We start from the raw sequence: 18036 nt of genomic DNA on the forward strand, positions 1-18036 counted from the left end.
CAGGCAGGCACTGTAGCTGACTTAACTGCTACAGGCGAAAACCTTAAATGGTATGCTGCTGCAACAGGTGGCGATGTTCTTGCATCTACCACTGCACTTACAGCAGGTAACTATTTTGTATCTCAAACTTTAAATAACTGTGAGAGTGCCCGTACAGAAGTTGCTGTTACCATAAACACGACCACTGCTCCTACTGCTGCACCTATTGCTATTTGCCAGGCAGGTACTGTAGCTGACTTAACTGCTACAGGCGAAAACCTTAAATGGTATGCTGCTGCAACAGGTGGCGATGTTCTTGCTTCTACTATTGAGCTTACAGCAGGTAACTATTACGTATCTCAAACTTTAAATAACTGTGAGAGTGCCCGTACAGAAGTTACTGTTACAATTGCTACACCTCAGGCTCCGGATGCTGCCGCAATGCAAGATTTTACAGTTGGCCAAACACTTGCAGATCTTGATCCATTTGGCGATAATATAAGATGGTATGCTGAAGAAGGCTTAACCACAGAATTAACACTTACTACAGTATTAGCTGACGGAACAATTTATTATGCAGTACAGTTTACAGGCAACTGCGAAAGTGATGCCCTACCTGTAACAGCAAACGAAGTTTTACGTAACCAGGCTTTCAATATCAAAGGATTAAAACTTTACCCTAATCCTGTAAAAGATGTACTAAATATATCTTACACAGACAATATAACATTCGTAACATTATATAACTCATTGGGGCAAAAAGTTACTTCTAAAAATGTAAATGCCATAACAACACAGTTAGACATGTCATTATTACCTACAGGTATGTATACAGTAATTGTGACTTCGGATAATAAATCTGCTTCTATAAAAATTATAAGGTAGAAACCCCCGTAGGTACTTTAAACCAAGAGGCTGTCTAAAAAACATTTTTTAGACAGCCTTTTTATTTGAAATAATATAAGCATATAATTCACATTATTATTTGATAGCCTTAAACCTTGACGACAGGTAATTTTAGACTGTTTTGAAAAAATTACAATTGAGTTACAGCGTGGAGTAGACAAACACAGCAAAAAACTTATTGCCAGTAATATAGAATTATTACTCAATTACTGTGACCGTTTTTATGACCGTAAGTTTATAACAAGGGAAAATGCCAACCAGGAAATTATGGAGCGATTTGAAAGCCTGCTTGCCGGGTTTTTCCAAAATAATAATGCTCAGCACCTGGGGTTACTAACAGTTTCATACTGTGCGGACCAACTACACTTATCATCTAATTATTTTGGATATCTAATAAAAAAGAAACCGGGCGTACCGCACAGGACTGCATCCTGTCTAAAATAATTGCTGTTGCTAAAGAACGTATTTATGACCTTACTAAATCAGTAAGTGAGATAGCTTATGAGCTTGGCTTTAAATACCCGTAACATTTCAACAGGCTATTTAAACAAAAGGTAGGATGTACACCTTTGGAATATAGAAAAATAGCTAATCTGATAAATGTACCTGATAATTAGCTGATGGCAGGCGTAAGTAGCCGAATTATTTGGAATAATAGGTTATTTTATGTAAATTGAAAACTTGAAATACCCGGATCAATGTTGCAGAAACCCAAAATAATTTATTTAGACAATAATGCTACAACTCGTGTAGATAACAGCGTGTTACAAGCCATGCTGCCTTTTTTTACAGAGGATTATGCTAATGCAAGCAGCAGCCATTTATTTGGGTTAACTGTAAATGAGGCCGTTGAAGTTGCCCACGAACAGGTTGCCGATCTAATTGGCGGCAGCCCTAAAGAAATTACATTTACGTCAGGAGCTACAGAAGCTATTAATCTTGCCATTAAGGGGTTGGTAAATCATCCTAAAAAACATATTGTTACCGTTGCTACAGAACATAAGGCAGTGCTTGATACCTGTGAATGGATGGAAAAGCAGGGATTTATAATAACCCATTTACCTGTGCAAAGTGATGGGATTATAGACCTTGACGTTTTAGAGACTGCAGTTACAGAGGATACACTCTTGGTATGTGTTATGTATGCAAATAACGAAACCGGAGTATTACAACCTATTAAACAAATCAGTGAAATTAGCCATGCTAAAGGCGCATTATATATGACAGACGCTACACAGGCAGTAGGCAAGTTGCCAATTGATGTTTCAGAATTAGGTATTGATTTGATGCCACTGTCTGCACATAAATTTTATGGGCCAAAAGGTATTGGGGCATTGTATATATCGGCAACAGCCAAAATAAAGTTGGACTTACAAATGCACGGTGGTGGCCACGAGCGTAAAATGCGCAGCGGCACACTTAACGTGCCGGGAATTGTGGGGTTAGGAAAAGCCTGCGAAATAGCTTCTTCAGAAATGCAGGCTGATAGTGAAAGTATCGCTACTTTAAGAAACCATCTTGAAAGCGGACTTTTAAAAATTGAAGGTGCTTTTGTAAATGGAAATGCAACCCACCGCCTTTATAACACCACTAATATTTGTTTCCCGGGAGCAAATTCGGAGAAATTAATTTTAGCGCTCGGTAACATTGCTGTTTCCAGCGGATCGGCATGCTCGGCTGTAACGACAGAACCTTCCTATGTTTTAAAGGCATTAGGCTTATCTGATGCTGATGCGTTAAGTTCAATACGTTTTAGCCTGGGCAGGTTTACTACCTATGAAGAAATAAGTTGTGCCATTGACAGAGTTACAGAACTTGTGGCTCAACTAAGGAAGTAAAAAATCCTGCTTTTTACAGCAGGATTAGATATTTAGGACCACACAATTACAGCAACTTATCAAAATGTATGGGGAAATCATTAATGCGTTTCCCGGTAGCATGATAAATGGCATTAGCAATTGCAGGGGGCATGCCTACAAGACCGATCTCGCCCACACCTTTTATGCCAAGGTCGTTGACCACAGTATCTTTTTCATCTACAAAGATCACGTCAAAATCGTGTATATCAGCATGCACCGGGATATGGTATTCTCCCAGGTTAGCGTTCATATATTTACCGAAACGTGCATCGCTGATGGTTTCTTCGTGAAGCGCTTTGCTAAGGCTCCATACCATACCACCCAGTATTTGGCTTGTAGCGGTTTTAGGATTAATTATTCTGCCTGCCGCTACAGCTGTAATAGCACGGGTTACCTCAATTACACCAAGTTCTTCATCTACTTCAACCTCTACAAATACTGCACTGTGTGCCGCACGCGAATGCCCTTTTAGTTTCAATGGGTTAGGCATTGCACTATTTGTCGATTTAATGCTTTTGCCTTTATTTGTTGCCATAATATCTTTGATGGCAACACCCGTCAGCATGTTTTCTTTAAGCACTATAGAACCATTTTTAAACAGCACATCTTTTATATCGGCACCTGCTAAAATAGAGTTATTCATTTTTTTAGCAAGCTTCAGCAACTTTTTACCAATTGCCTGGCAGGCTGCCTCTACTGCAGGGCCCACTGTAGCAACAGTAAATGAGCCTCCCTGTATAGGGGCAAATGGCATTTTACTGTCACCATATAAAAAGGTAACATCATTAATAGCGAGACCTAAAGTGTCAGCAGCGATTTGTGTCATCACGGTAAGGGTCCCCGTACCAATATCAGTAACCGCATTACTTACCTGCAGCTTACCGTCGGGCGTCATAATAGCCTGTGCACGTGCAAAAAGCCTGTTGGCTTCCCATATGCCTGTAGCCATACCATAGCCCACAAGCTTATTACCTTTTTTCATGCTGCGCGGTTCGGGGTTTCGTTTGCTCCAGCCAAATTTTTCGGCGCCCTGCATATAACACTCTTTAAGTTCTTTGCTTGAATAAGGCCTGCCCACGCTTACATCTTTATCGGCATAATTAAGTAACCTTAAATCCAGCGGATCCATGTGTAGCTTATAAGCCAGTTCATCCATAGTGCTTTCTATCGCATGGCTGCCGGTACTGCCACCGGGGGCACGCATATCCAGCGGGCTGTAAACATCGAGCGGGACCAGTTCATATTCAAATAAGGTATTATCAGCCGGATATAACATATTGCTCCAATTTACCACTACCTCGCTATAATCTTCAAACTGCGATGTTTCGGCAACAGCCTTGTGATATAAGGCATTAACACGGCCATTTTCTTCAGCGCCAAATTTTGTATACTGAATGGTGGGAGGGCGGTGGCCAAAGGTAAACATCTGCTGCCTGTCGAGCGTTACGCGCACATTGCGCTTTAACTCAAGTGCCGCCATTACCGACATGAACAACTGGTATTGTGGCCTTAAACCCGACCCAAAGCCTCCGCCTACGTAGGTAGAGATAACCTGTACATCTTTAAAATGCAGGCCAAATACGTTAGCAACGAACAACTGTGAATTGATTGTACCCTGCGTTTTATCATATATTTTTAGCTTGCCCTTGCCCTCATATATCGTTGTTGTAGTATAGAGTTCTAACGGGTTGTGGTGCTCTGTACCATGATGAAACTCACCTTCGGCCTGCACATACGAGTTGTTGTAGGCTCCTTCAAAATCGCCCCTTGGCTTGGGCGGCGGCGGTTTAAGCATTGTGGCCAGGCCTAATTTTGGAGGACGGGCATTATCAAGGTTAGTATTTATATCGGTGTCAAAGGCCTCTTCATCATATTCAAATGTTATAAGCGTAGCAGCATACCGCGCCAGCTCAAAGGTTTCGGCCACGAGCAGGGCTATGGGTTGCCCATTGTATTTAATTTCACTATCATAAAGCGGCCTGAAAACCATGCCGGGAGGGGCATCCATATCAGTATACTGCAGATCAAAATGTGCCAGCGCCGGACGGTTTTCATGGCTGAATATTTCTATAACACCGGGCAACGCCTCAGCGGCAGCGGTATTAATGCTACGTATTTTACCTTTTGTAATGGTGCTGTTTATAACATAGCCATACAAAAGATCAGGCACATTATATTCGCCGGCATATTTTGCAGAACCCGTAACTTTTTCTCGGCCTTCCAAACGGCTAACCGGTTGGCCTATAGATGGTAATTTTGTCATGCTAATGGTGTAAGGTTAGGTTTTATTTAGATGGCTGTGCACCGGGGCGCTGTGTTTCAGGATTCAGTGCCATCATGCAATTACGCACAATTGCTTTTTTAGCAAGCGGTATTTTAAAGTCGTTATACGCATAACCCTGTGCGCCCTGCAATATTATGTCTGCGGCGGCGGCGAAATTCTCACGTTTGGCTTCTTTGCCTTTAAGAAAATCTTCAGCCGCTGTAACACGCCATGGCTTGTGGGCAACACCACCAAGCGCAATACAGGCCTCTTTAATGATGTTTCCATCTAAACTCAGCCCGGTAGCCACAGACACCAGTGCAAATGAATAGGAAGCCCTGTCACGCAGTTTTAAGTAGGAATAATTTTTCTTAAAGCCTGTTGCAGGAAGGTCAATACCCGTAATGATCTCGCCATGTTGCAGGTTGTTATCAATATGGGGTGTATCGCCCGGCAGGCGGTGGTAGTCAGCGAAAGCCAAAACCCTGTAGCCACCAGGCCCTGTAATGTTTACAGTAGCCCCAAGCGCTGCCAGTGCCACACACATATCTGACGGAAAAACAGCGATGCAGTTCTCACTCTGCCCTAATATGGCATGGATGCGGGTGTAACCACCGATGGCCGAACATCCCGACCCCGGTTCGCGCTTGTTGCATGGTGTATTGATATCATAAAAATAGTAGCAGCGGGTGCGCTGGTTTAGGTTGCCGCCATTGGTAGCCATATTGCGAATTTGTGCAGAAGCACCTGCAAGTATTGCCCTGGACAGCAAGGGATAGCGTGATTCTATAAGTGGATGATAAGCAGTATCGGCATTGGTAACAAGCGCACCTAACCTAACACCGCCATTTTCTAATTCGGTAATAGCGTGATTATCAGTAAATGGGTTGATGTCTACCAGTTTGTCTGCCGTGGTAATAAAGTATTTCAGCAGGTCATTAATATTCGTTCCGCCAGCAACAATTTTATTTTGGGTGCTGCCGTTAAGCTGATCTATAGCCTGGGTAGCATCAGTGGTTTTAGCATAGGTAAAATTATTCATAATTGCCTCCTTCCTTAACCTCCATAAGCGCATCAATGATACCTTTATGGGCTCCACAACGGCACAGGTTGCCGCTCATAAGCTCTTTGACTTCTTCGCGGGTATGGGCTTTACCTTCTTTAAGCATACCGATGCCGCTGCAAATTTGCCCGGGCGTGCAGTACCCGCACTGAAAAGCATCGTGTTCTATGAATGCTTTTTGCAACGGGTGCAATGCTTCGTTTTTTGCTATCCCCTCGATAGTAGTTATTTCGCTGCCATCTTTCATTACGGCAAGCGTAAGGCAACTCAGTACACGTTTGCCGTCTACCAGTACGGTGCACGCGCCACACTGGCCGTGGTCGCAGCCTTTTTTAGTTCCGGTAAGGTCAAGGTTTTCGCGCAGGGCATCAAGTAACGATACCCAGGGAAGAATATTTAATTGATAATCATTCCCATTTACACGCAATGACGTTGTATGTGTATTGTTCGTTTCCATAGGCAATACATATTGTTTTTGTATTACCTCAATTTCCGAATTTTATAACTGCGCGTATTATAATAGAATGTTAAGTTTATAAAAGAGAAAACATAAAGTATTTTTGAGTTGGAAACACAACACAAGGCAATCCTTGTTAATCAAATAATTAATGTGGCTTATTTGCCTTTACCTCAAACACATGTAATACCTGCGGGAAAAGTGCTTCCATAGTTTCTTCGGCACCCTTTTTAGATCCCGGTAATGTTAACACCAGCGTATCTCCTGCAAAGCCTGCTACGCCTCGCGACAGCATTGCGGTTTTAACACGTTGCTGCCCGTAATTGCGGGCAGTTTCCATAATGCCGGGAATATGTTTATCAATAAGTGGTTCAACAGCATCGGGTGTTACATCGCGGGCAGAAAGGCCGGTACCTCCCGTAAATATCACCATGTCTTTTTCCTGGCTAATATAGTTTTTAAGTGTAGTTTGTATAGTGTTAAAATCATCTGGGATAATGGTATACTCTACATCGTTTAGACCGTGTTTTTCAAGGATTGCCACTATTGCCTTACCCGATGTATCTTGTTTTTCGCTGCGGTATGCAGTGTCAGAACATACCACCACGGCACATTGCAACCCTTTCTCCGAATATTTTTTTGGATCCGATTTACCACCGTGTTTTTCCTGCAGGCGAATGTTTTGTATTTCCACATTTTTGTCGATAGGCTTCAGCATATCATACATAACGAGTGCCGCAACTGATGCGCCATGCATGGCCTCAACCTCTACCCCTGTTTTATAAATAGTATGCACTTCCACCGAAATAACTACTGTTAAGTCTTCAATTTTATAGGTAATAGATGCATATTCAACGGGCAGCGGATGGCAATCAGGTATTACATCGCTGGTTTTTTTTATGGCAAAAAGTGCTGCCGCACGGCTAAACTCAAAGATGTCGCCCTTGGGCACTTTGCGTTGTTCTATGGCATAAATAGTTTGCTGTGATGATGTTTGTACCGTAGCGGTAGCAATGGACTTGCGTAATGTGAACGATTTGTGTGTAATATTTACCATGCTACTTATTTATTTTCCATTGATGCGATTCGTCTTCAAAAATTTCTTTGCCCCAAACAGGCAGGTCGGCCTTAATGCGCTCTACAACTTCCTCGCAGGCATTTATTGCTGTTTTGCGATGCTTAGATGATGTAAACACAAACAAGCAAATTTCGCCCGTTTTTACCTCACCCAAACTATGATGTACATGCATACACGTAAGTTCGTATTTGGCAAATATCTCTTCACGAAGCTCATGCATTTTTTGTAAAGCAAGGTCATCATACGTTGTATATTCAATTGCAGATACCGTTTTATCCTCAATAATGTCGGCTCGTACCTGACCAAGAAAAATACTGTGCGCACCAATGTCTTTTTTAGAGGAATGCTTCGCAATGCTCTCTGCAATAAATGCCGGGCTTATAGCACCCTCAGTAAAAATATTTTTAACGGGTTTGCTCATTTATAGTTTCGTGTAAGGCAATGATACCACCTTTAAGGTGGCTTATGTTTTTTGTTTGCCCAAATTTTTCGAGCAACAATTGTCCTGCTTTAAGGCTGCGTTTACCGCTTTGGCAAAACAAAATTATATTATTTGCCTCAATTTCGGGTATATTTTCGCTAAGCGCTGATAATGGTATGTTAAGATTCTGAAAATTTGCTTTAGGAAGTTCGCCTGTTTCACGAACATCAATAACTATTGTATCCGGAAGGTTTATTTTTTCTAAAAACGCATTTGGTTTTAAATCTTGGATGTTTCTCGATGACATTCCGCAAAGCCAGTTATAATCGGTTGCTTTAAATTCGGTTTCATTTTTCGGAATAGTACTGTTAGCCGACTCATCAGCAGTAATATCTATTACAAAGCTACTGTAATCCAAAATACTAAACGTCAACAATTTATTTATTAGCGTTTCGCCAATACCTGTAAGTAACTTTATAGCTTCTGTAGCCTGCATGATACCTATAATTCCCGGTAAAACACCCAGCACTCCTGCCTCGTTACAATCGGCTACTTCAAGAGGATCTGGCGGTGTGGCAAACAAATTACGATAGTTAGTTTTATTACCCTCTGCATCGGGTACATTAAAAATAGCAACCTGACCTTCGTACTGATAAACAGCCCCAAAAACTAAGGGCTTATAAAGTAAAACGCAGGCATCGTTAATAAGGTAGCGCGCTGCAAAGTTGTCGGTACAATCTATAACAATATCGTAATCAGCAATCAGTTCTAAAGCATTACTGCTGGTAACCATTATCTTAAAACTATTAATAATAATATCAGGATTGAGCTGCTGCAATTTCACCGCCGCAACCGATGCTTTTGCCCTGCCAATGTCTTCAGTACTATACAAAACCTGTCGTTGTAAATTGCTAAGTGAAACGACATCATTATCAGCAAGGCCAATAGTGCCTACCCCTGCCGCCGTAAGGTATTGCAGCACAGGGCAGCCCAGGCCACCGGCACCAATAACGAGTACCTTAGCTTCAGCAAGTTTTTGCTGGCCTTCAAAGCCAAAATCTTTCAATGAATAATGGCGTGCATAACGGTTGTTGTGATTTTTCATACTATCCTCCTGAATAAGGCGGCATTAAAGCCACAGTATCATTATCTGAAAGAGCTACATTATCTGCAACCAGTTTTTTGTTTACAGCTATGGCATATTTTTTTTCAGCCAAAGCAGGAAATTCTACCTGCAACGCAGCTTTTAAAATGGTTATATCGCTTGCTTCAACAGTAAGTTCTTTACCAGTAATTTCGGCTATTTGCCCAAAGGCTATAATTTTAATTGCCATATTATTTAACTTGCTGAACGGTTATTTTAGACAGGTTCTTTACATAACGCCTGCCCGTAGCCCTATCTGTTGGTGTAACAAGTACAATTCCTTCTTTTTGATTGATTACAGATAAGCCGTTGAGTTCTGTCAGGATAAGGGCATTATCTCCCGTGGGACTGTTGAAAATTTCATTCCATGAAAAAACAACTTTATAACCATCATCTGCAATGCAAACTATATAAAACTCACTCAGCACTTTAGGCGAGTTAACACTAAACTCAATTTTGTTCAGTACATCTTTTAACAGCACACCCCTTAGCTTTTTAAGGCTGCTTTTACGTTCCATTTTGTGGTTAAAAATAGGTAGGCTATCAAGCGCGACTGGTTTAAAACTTTTAAGGTCGTCAAATTTTATGGTAACCGTTTTGGCCACAGCGCCATCTATAGTGAGCGTTTTGGTAACCTGTGCATTCAGGCTAAAGCCAATAAAAAGCCCAACAAGATATAAATATTTCATAATTAAGCTGTTGTAAATAATAATTTATAAGATGCCAGTAATAATACGATGGCCAGTACATATTTCAATACACTTTGGTTGAATTTTTTAGCCCCAAAATAAGCGCCTAAGAGTCCGCCCGTAAACGCTACAATAATGTACATAACCATATTGCCGGTTAAACTAATGCCTTTGGTAAGCATGCCGCCCAGCCCGGCTACCGAATTTACAAAAATAAATGCGGCGCTAATGGCTGCGGTTTGTTTTTGGTTAGTCCATTGCAGGAGCAATAATATAGGAGATAAGATAATACCGCCGCCAATACCTATCATGCCCGAAAGCAATCCTACAACAGCGCCAGTTGCTATAGCAATGGTTAAGTTGGATGGCTTAAGGTCTTTATCTTCCACATTTTTAAAGAAGAAAAAACGTATTACCGGAAATAACAGTAATACCCCCAGCACACGCTTATAAATGTTTTCTTCCACCGTTATCATACCCCCAATAAAAGCCATAGGTATTGAGGCTGCGGCAATAGGGATGAATAATTTCTTCAAAAAATAGCCGCCCCTGTAGTATTGTATAAACGATGTGAGCGACACAAACAGGTTAAGCATTAATGCTGTAGGTTTCATTTCTTCGGGCGCTACGCCATACAATGCCATTAAGGCAAGATACCCGCTGGCACCGCCATGGCCCACAGCCGAATATAAAAAAGCAACAAAAAAAAGTATACCGTAAAATAGTTCTATTGTCATAAATTATAAAGGTAATAAGTGAACCTCAATACTATCCCCCACTGCACAGCCAGTTGATTCTTCAGGCAACACAATAAAACAATTGGCCTGTGCGAACGAATGCAGCCTGAACGACTCCTGTGCGTGCAATGGCGTTACCTTACCCTCTTTATAAAAGGCTTTTAAAAAGTGTGTCAGGCCTGCTGGTTTGTAATAATTATGAATTGCGGTAGCGGTAGTGCTAATCACACTTGGCTCTTTTTGCATCAATCTTTCTAAAGCAGGCAATACATATTCGTAAAAGCAGGTAAGCCCGCTTGATGGGTTTCCCGGCAGCCCGAAAACCAGTTTATCTTGTTTAGTACCAAAGAACAACGGTTTGCCCGGTTTTTGTTTTATTTTATGGAATTTTTGTTCAATGCCACAGGCTTTCGCCGCGCCTACAACATAATCGTAATCGCCTACACTAACACCGCCGTTTAACAGTATAACATCGCTACTTTCTAACGCTTGCTTAAATACAAAAGCCAGTGTTTCGGGGTTATCTTCGCTGCGCAAAATGGTTATATCCCCAACTCCTGCTTTATTTAGAGCCGCAGTTAACAGTACCGAATTGGCTTCATATACCTGCCCGAATGCTAACGGCTTGCCCGGTTCCTGCAACTCGTTACCCGTAAGAATAATGGCAACTTTGGGTGCTGCGTAAATATTTACATGCGTACAACCTATACCCGATAAAAAGCCCAGGGCTGCCGCCGATAAGTACGTGCCTTTCTCCATTGCAAGTTCGCCATTTTTAACCTCAGCGCCTTTTGGTCGGACATTATTTCCTAATGATAGATTATCATCCTGTAGCGTAAGTATCTTATCTTCAACCAAAACCTTTTCCTGCATTATAACCGTATCAGCACCTTGCGGTAAGGGAGCACCGGTAAAAATGCGTGTTGCCTGATCGGTGTCAATAGTAAGCTGGTTTTTAACACCTGCAGCCATTTCGCCAATAATTGCAAGCGGTTTATCTTTATCTTCAAATTTAATGGCATAACCATCCATAGACGATTGCGCAAAATTAGGAATATCTACCGTGGCAATAATATCCTCTGCAAGGGTAAAGCCAAAAGCCGCCAACAAAGGAAGCTTTACTATTTTAGGAGCCAGTGCAGCATCCTGAATTATTTGTTTTGCCTCTTGTACTGAGATCATTATTGGCTAATAAGGTTATTGTAATCTTCTATGGTATCAATATCTGTCGCACCTTTTTCAAAAACTACCGATGCCACATCATTTTCATATTGGTAAATTATTTTTTTGGCCCCTTCGTGCCCTTTAAGGTTTTCAAGTTCTTTAAAATAATTATTGCTGAATAAAACCGGGGTACCCAATGCATTGGCATACGCAGATGCAATAATACCCTTGCCTGTTTTATTATAGCTATCAATAAGGTCTTTAAAAACCTGAGCGGTAAGAAAAGGCTGGTCGCATACTGTAAAAATACAGGCCTTAACCTGCGGATTAAGTAATCGTAATTGTTGCAGACCTATTGCTAAAGATGATGCCATACCAGTTTCCCATTCAGGATTGTAAACCACTTTAACCGCTGTGTAGGCAAGTTCCTCATCAATGTTTTTTTTATATGCACCTGTTACAACTATTACAACGCTATCAGGCAAAAGCTTTGCCTGTATAATGGTGTTTCGTAATAATGTATATCCCTTATATTCCAGTAATTGCTTTGGTCTTCCTAAACGGGATGAGTTACCGGCGGCTAATATAATAATGCCTGTTTGTTCCATATTATCCTCCAATGGTTATCATGCTGCGGTTTTCTAACGTAGATGTATCAATATTTTCGAACACCCCGCTAAACTGGCCGCCCAGTGCTTTCGCTTTAGATTGTATGCTTTCGTGAATTAAAGGTAACACGTCCTGTCCGTTTCGTAATGCGCCAAGCAAATCGGTTTCTGATTTAGAGAAAAGGCAGTTTTTAAGCTTGCCATCGGCTGTTAGGCGCATACGGTTGCAGGTATCGCAAAACGGGGCACTCATAGTACTTATTACTGCAAACGAACCCACGTGACCGGGAATCATATACCGTTTAGAGGTATCATTAGCCTCCGGTGTTATGGGCAGGGCATCATATTTTATGGCAATTTCAGATAATATATCGTGCAACGTAAAAACCTGGTTGCTGCTCCATTTATTGCCGGCAAACGGCATAAATTCTATAAAACGTATCTCTATATTATTGTGTTTTGTAAGGGCAATAAAATCGAGTATCTCATTATCGTTAAGGTCTTTCATAACCACCACATTAATTTTAACCCTAATGCCGTGGTACAATAAAAGCTCAATATTGCTGCGAACCCTGTGATATAAATCCCGACGTGTTATCTTTAAAAATTTATCGGGCTGGAGCGTATCGAGACTAATGTTTATAGCGCGTATATTAGCAGCTAAAAGTTCTGGCAGCATTTCGTGCAGGCGTATGCCATTGGTGGTTATGGCAAGCTCTACATCAAGCTTGCCCAATGCCTCAATAATTTTTGGGGCATCTTTGCGCACCAAAGGTTCTCCGCCGGTAACTCGTATCTTTTTAACACCCTGTGCCACAAATAATTTAGCAAGTGTTTCAATTTCGTGTACCTGCATTAGTTTAGCTGCCGGGGCAAAAGCGTACTTTTCCTCTGGCATGCAGTAAAAGCAACGCAGGTTGCAGTTATCGGTAAGCGATATCCGCAGGTAATCGTGCACACGGCCAAAGGTATCCTGTATCATAAATCCATATTTTAAACTACCGGTGTAGCTGTGTGTATTTTATCTTGTTTATATTTTAATGATGTGCCCAATTTGCCACTCATAACAGCCTTAATTTCGGCCACTACAGAAACGGCAATTTCTTCCGAAGTCTCGGCACCAATGTCAAGGCCAATGGGTCCGTAAATAGAGTTGAGCTGATTATCAGTAAGTGTAACACCCTCATCACTAAGGTCGCTAAACATACGGTGCAGTTTTGTTTTAGGCCCAAGGATACCAATGTAGTTAAAATCAGTTTCAAGTAACAATTTCAGCAAGGCCAGGTCGTACTTGTAGTTATGCGTCATCAGCACAAAAAAGGTATGATTATCAACAACCACATCATCAATCAATTCCTGTGGCTTAGCAATATATACATTTTTAGCCTGCGGAAAACGTTGCGGGGTAGCGTGAGTAGCGCGGCCATCGGCAACAGTAACTTCCCATCCCACAAGCGATGCCATATTTACAAGAGGCTTAACATCATTACCCGCCCCAGCAATTATTAAGGCTACAGGAGGTGCGATATATTCTATAAGTGCCTCATAAGTAGCACTATCAACCTCAACTTTTTTTATGATTGAGGTTTTGCTTTTCAATACATTTTCGGCATCAGGTAAAATAGGATTAAAAGAGTTATTGTTCGATACTGAAACGCCATTCCTGTAAAACAATACTGTTCCCGGTTGGCTCATTTTCCTGTTAACGGAAAACAACGTAACCACAACTGCATCTTTCCGCTCTCTTTCTAATTGTTGCAGGAGCTGTATAGGGTTGTTTACTAAAGCCTCATCTATATATTCAAACAAAATGTGAACGATTCCGTTGCATCCAAGCTGTACCCCAAACTCTACATCATCTTCGTTACTGGTGTCATACGTAATCAGCTTATTTTGTTGTTGATTTATAGCAAGCAATGCTTTACGCAAGGCATCACCTTCAAGGCAACCACCACTAATGGCACCGGTAAGATGGCCGTCTTCGGTAACAAGCATACGGGCTCCGGGCTGCCTGTAAGACGAACCCTCTACCTTTACTACCGTTGCCAAGGCAGTTTTCTTTCCTGTTATAGTCGCTGCTTTATATGACTTGAGTATATCACTTATCTCTTTCATGTGTATTACAAAAATAAACTGCAAACATTTGTAAAGCCCTTATTTTATCAAAACTTTATACTTCAGATAACTTAAAAGGCAAGGTTCTAATCCTCTTGCCGGTCAGGTCGAAAATTGCGTTAGTAAGTGCCGGCGCCAATGGTGGCAATCCCGGTTCGCCAACCCCTCCCGCATCTGCTTCATTTTCCATAATGTGTACTTCTATTGCCGGGATCTCGTTGATGCGAGGCATAGGGTAATCATAAAAATTATGCTGCTCTACCACATTATCTTTAAAAGTGATCTGGTGTGTGGTAGCTGCACCAATACCCATAACTATAGATCCTTCAACCTGGGCATGGATGATATCCGGGTTTACATACCATCCGCAATCCATTACTGCCCAAACCTTATCTATTTTAACGCCTCCGTTAGGGTTTTTAGATACTTTCACTACCTGTCCAACCGTAGTTTCAAAACATTCGGTAATGGCAACGCCATAGCCCTCATTTTTCTTACGTTTTTTCCAGCCGGATACTTCTTCCATTTTGTCAATTAACTTCTGGCAACGCTCTTCCTGCAAGTGTGCCCTGCGAAAATCTAATGGGTCTGTACCTGCCTGATGCGCCATTTCATCCATAAAGCTTTCATAGGCAAAACCATTGGTAGAGGCGTAAACAGATCTCCAGAAACTTGTAGGGATTGATGTTTCAAACAATACATCTGATATGCTCAGGTTTTTGATGCTTTCGTAATACGGTTTCAGGAACCCTTCGCTGGTACTGCGGTTGGGTTCGGTTTTTTTGCCACCGCGCCAGTGGTCGTTATTTTGTCCGGCCATACGGAATTTTAATGCTTCAATTTTTCCATTAGCAATTGTGCCTTCACAACGATAGGATATACCCGGACGGAACGGCCCCAAAGTAGCATCGTCTTCACGCGTCCAGATAACCTGTACAGGAGTACCAATTTCTTTAGAAATGGCAACCGCTTCATGAGGATAATCGGTCATTGCTTTGCGCCCAAAGCCACCACCCAAAAACGTCATGTTTACTAGTACTTTTTCTTTGTCAATCCCAAATTTTTTGCTCACATAATCCTGTATCCAGCCCGGTGCCTGTATAGGCCCCCAAATTTCAACCGAATCGCCTTTATAATGGGCAATACAGTTTACGGGTTCCATGGCGCAATGCGACTGGTAAGGCGTTTGATAAGTAACATCTATTTTTTTCAAAGCTTTAGCCAGTAATTCTGTGGGTGTTCCCTGCGTTTTTAGCGGCATGCCTTCCTGCGATTGTATGAGTTCGCCTTGTTTCTTTAAAATTTCCGGGGTGCTCCAGTGCTTAAAATCGCCGGAATCCCACGTTACTTTTAATTTCTTCCTGCCCTGCAGTGCTGCCCAGGTAGAATTAGCTACAACAACAACCCCTTCCCTGTTAAATTCATAGTAGCCCATTGTAACCTTAAATACCTTTTTTACCCCGGGCACCTTTAGCGCCTCAGAAGCATCAAAGCTTTTAACTTTTCCCAAAAAACGCGGGTCGCGCTCTACTGATGCAAATTGCAAACCGGGTATGCGTTTATCAAGACCAAACACAAGGCTTCCGTTTGTTTTAGCTGCTGTATCGATACGGCGTATTGGCTTACGGATAAGCTTATATTCTGATATTTTTTTAAGTTTTGGTTCTTTTGGTGCCTCAAGTTTTGATGCTGCAAACGCAAGCTCGCCATAGCCGGCTTTTTTACCAGATGGTTTATGGAAGATGTGCCCTGATTGCGCATAACATTCAGATACAGGAACGCTCCACGCCATTGCGGCAGCAGTGGTAAGCATTTCGCGGGCAGATGCACTTAATTTTAGTAAATTTTTATATGATCCCCTAATGGTAGAGCTTCCGCCTGTAACCTGCCCTCCGTATTTTTTTTCGTTGCCTATTGCAAATTCTACATTAATATCTTTAAGGTCTACTTCCAGTTCTTCCGCAACAATCTGCGGAACCGAATGGTATGATCCCTGTCCCATCTCTGCACGGTGGTCTATAATGGTTACTTTGCCCGTAGGGTCTATAATAATCCAGGGGTTAAACTCAATTGCTGCAAGGCTTGCCTCATGTGGTTTTATTACCGCGGCATTGGCCTCGCTTATAAAATCCAGCCCGATGCACAACGCTGCACCACCAAGGCCTGCAACTTTTAAAAAGCTCCTTCTCGAAAAATTATCATTATTTCTGGACTGTGTCATAATAAAATCGTTATTAATTACTGGTGCTTTATTATTTTTTAGGTGCATAAGCTCCCGTTTCCAGCCAGGTTATCCAGGCTTTTTTAAATTCCTTATGGCTTAGTGGCGGCAGTTTTGAGCCTTGTGCGGGTTTCCACCCGGCAAGTACAAGGCCATCATCTGCATGTTCAATAAGCTTTTTCATATCCTTGTGCCCGTTTTGATTTGGGTCTATTAATTGTTTCGCAAGCTCATGCGACGATTTTCCTTCAAATACCATTTTCATATCGGCAGGTGGCAAATGCCAGTTAGGGTTGCCCGGTGGTGCGTGCAATCCCGGTGTGTTTTCGGGCTGGTGGCAGTTAGCACATTTCATGGCATAAAGTCCTTTACCATCAGTACCGCGCTTTGGCTGCATGGTATGTATATGGCTGTCATCGCCTTGTAATGGTACATCGCCTTTGGGGTGGCAGTTCATACAACGCGGGCTCATTAGCACACTGTACACTTTTGCAAATGCCTTAACCGAAGCTATACTGTCTTTTTTCTTTACGGCAATATCCGGAACTTTTGTATAATTGTTAGCAGAATTTAATGTTGTGCTATAGCTAAATGCTGTTATTACACCCGTGAGCAGTAGTACAGTTAGAGGGATTGCTATTTTTTTTAGTTTGATGTTTTTGTTTTTTCCTGAATTTTCCATAGTGTAGATTTTAATGCTAAATGTGTGTGTGTTTGACTATATCTACTTATGATTTTGTGGCCTTACGCTGTAACTCCGCCGCATTGTGTATTGCCTTGCGTATTCTTGGATAGGTACCACATCGGCAAATATTACCTGCCATGGCATTATCAATATCCTCATCTGTTGGATTAGGGTTTTCCCTTAATAATACCGCTGCCGACATAATTTGACCTGAATGGCAATACCCACATTGCGGCACATCAATATCCTGCCATGCCTGCTGTACAGGGTGATCGTTATTTTTTGATAAGCCCTCTATAGTAGTTATCGACTTTCCTTCTGCCCTACTCAATTTTGTTACACATGATCTTACAGCTTCTCCATCTAAATGGACCACGCAGGCACCGCATTGTGCCACTCCGCAACCAAATTTTGTACCGGTAAGCCCCGCAATATCACGTATTGCCCATAGCAATGGCATGTTCTCGTCGGCATCCATTGTGTACGACTGACCGTTGATTTTTAATACTGACATACTTTACTTATTATTGATTGTTAGCTAATAAAACTTAAAATTTCCGATTTATAAAATTACCCAAATATTTGCTTTAGGACTAATGAATTTCAAATAAAACATTACGATATTCAAACATCTATCCTAAAAATAT

At 41.7% G+C, this 18036-nt stretch carries 18 protein-coding genes; 2 read left to right on the forward strand and 16 right to left on the reverse strand.

What is annotated here, in order from left to right:
- Together F565_RS23065 and F565_RS0117860 are read left to right on the forward strand one after the other, a co-directional pair.
- Positions 1-864, forward strand: an 864-nt coding sequence (locus F565_RS23065) for a T9SS type A sorting domain-containing protein (RefSeq protein ID WP_040474127.1), incomplete at its 5' end; no start/stop codon positions are given.
- Between the two features lie 719 nt (positions 865-1583).
- Positions 1584-2723: a cysteine desulfurase family protein gene (locus F565_RS0117860; protein WP_020214611.1), complete on the forward strand. Its 1140-nt coding sequence runs from the start codon at positions 1584-1586 to the stop codon at positions 2721-2723.
- Between the two features lie 46 nt (positions 2724-2769).
- Here the strand turns inward: F565_RS0117860 and F565_RS0117865 are convergent, their stop codons facing one another.
- From F565_RS0117865 to F565_RS0117940, 16 genes are all read right to left on the reverse strand, one after another.
- Entirely contained in the window at positions 2770-5007 is a 2238-nt protein-coding gene (locus F565_RS0117865; protein WP_020214612.1) for a xanthine dehydrogenase family protein molybdopterin-binding subunit, read from the reverse strand.
- A 22-nt stretch (positions 5008-5029) separates the two neighbouring features.
- Entirely contained in the window at positions 5030-6049 is a 1020-nt protein-coding gene (locus F565_RS0117870) for an FAD binding domain-containing protein (protein WP_020214613.1), read from the reverse strand.
- Positions 6042-6527, reverse strand: coding sequence for a (2Fe-2S)-binding protein (locus F565_RS0117875; protein ID WP_020214614.1), 486 nt, complete (start codon positions 6525-6527; stop codon positions 6042-6044). The genes F565_RS0117870 and F565_RS0117875 overlap by 8 nt, the downstream gene beginning before the upstream one ends.
- A 148-nt stretch (positions 6528-6675) precedes the next feature.
- Positions 6676-7584: a bifunctional molybdenum cofactor biosynthesis protein MoaC/MoaB gene (gene moaCB / locus F565_RS0117880; RefSeq protein ID WP_020214615.1), complete on the reverse strand. Its 909-nt coding sequence runs from the start codon at positions 7582-7584 to the stop codon at positions 6676-6678.
- A gap of 1 nt (position 7585) precedes the next feature.
- Entirely contained in the window at positions 7586-8026 is a 441-nt protein-coding gene (locus F565_RS0117885) for a molybdenum cofactor biosynthesis protein MoaE (RefSeq protein ID WP_020214616.1), read from the reverse strand.
- Positions 8010-9131, reverse strand: a complete 1122-nt coding sequence (gene moeB, locus F565_RS0117890; protein WP_020214617.1) for a HesA/MoeB/ThiF family protein — start codon at positions 9129-9131, stop codon at positions 8010-8012. Before moeB ends, F565_RS0117885 begins: the two co-directional genes overlap by 17 nt.
- A gap of 1 nt (position 9132) precedes the next feature.
- A complete protein-coding gene (locus F565_RS0117895) occupies positions 9133-9360 on the reverse strand; it encodes a MoaD/ThiS family protein (RefSeq protein ID WP_020214618.1) in 228 nt (75 codons plus the stop codon).
- 1 nt (position 9361) lies between these two features.
- On the reverse strand, positions 9362-9859 hold the full coding sequence (locus F565_RS0117900; RefSeq protein WP_020214619.1) for a molybdopterin-binding protein: 498 nt from the start codon (positions 9857-9859) through the stop codon (positions 9362-9364).
- Between the two features lie 2 nt (positions 9860-9861).
- Positions 9862-10596, reverse strand: a complete 735-nt coding sequence (locus F565_RS0117905; protein ID WP_020214620.1) for a sulfite exporter TauE/SafE family protein — start codon at positions 10594-10596, stop codon at positions 9862-9864.
- A 3-nt stretch (positions 10597-10599) separates the two neighbouring features.
- Positions 10600-11778 (reverse strand): molybdopterin molybdotransferase MoeA, encoded by a 1179-nt coding sequence (locus F565_RS0117910; RefSeq protein ID WP_020214621.1) that lies wholly within the window; start codon positions 11776-11778, stop codon positions 10600-10602.
- On the reverse strand, positions 11778-12368 hold the full coding sequence (locus F565_RS0117915; protein ID WP_020214622.1) for a nucleotidyltransferase family protein: 591 nt from the start codon (positions 12366-12368) through the stop codon (positions 11778-11780). The genes F565_RS0117910 and F565_RS0117915 overlap by 1 nt, the downstream gene beginning before the upstream one ends.
- Before the next feature lies 1 nt (position 12369).
- Complete coding sequence (gene moaA, locus F565_RS0117920) at positions 12370-13350, reverse strand: GTP 3',8-cyclase MoaA (RefSeq protein WP_020214623.1); 981 nt, start codon at positions 13348-13350, stop codon at positions 12370-12372.
- A gap of 11 nt (positions 13351-13361) precedes the next feature.
- On the reverse strand, positions 13362-14483 hold the full coding sequence (locus F565_RS0117925; RefSeq protein ID WP_020214624.1) for an XdhC family protein: 1122 nt from the start codon (positions 14481-14483) through the stop codon (positions 13362-13364).
- A gap of 55 nt (positions 14484-14538) precedes the next feature.
- Positions 14539-16704 (reverse strand): molybdopterin cofactor-binding domain-containing protein, encoded by a 2166-nt coding sequence (locus F565_RS0117930; protein ID WP_026300154.1) that lies wholly within the window; start codon positions 16702-16704, stop codon positions 14539-14541.
- A 31-nt stretch (positions 16705-16735) separates the two neighbouring features.
- Positions 16736-17386, reverse strand: a complete 651-nt coding sequence (locus F565_RS0117935) for a hypothetical protein (RefSeq protein ID WP_020214626.1) — start codon at positions 17384-17386, stop codon at positions 16736-16738.
- Positions 17387-17432: 46 nt separating this feature from the next.
- Entirely contained in the window at positions 17433-17903 is a 471-nt protein-coding gene (locus F565_RS0117940; protein WP_035642786.1) for a (2Fe-2S)-binding protein, read from the reverse strand.
- Positions 17904-18036: the final 133 nt, after the last annotated feature.

This window comes from Flavobacterium rivuli WB 3.3-2 = DSM 21788, from assembly GCF_000378485.1.
In the GTDB taxonomy this organism is placed as follows: Bacteria; Bacteroidota; Bacteroidia; order Flavobacteriales; family Flavobacteriaceae; genus Flavobacterium; species Flavobacterium rivuli.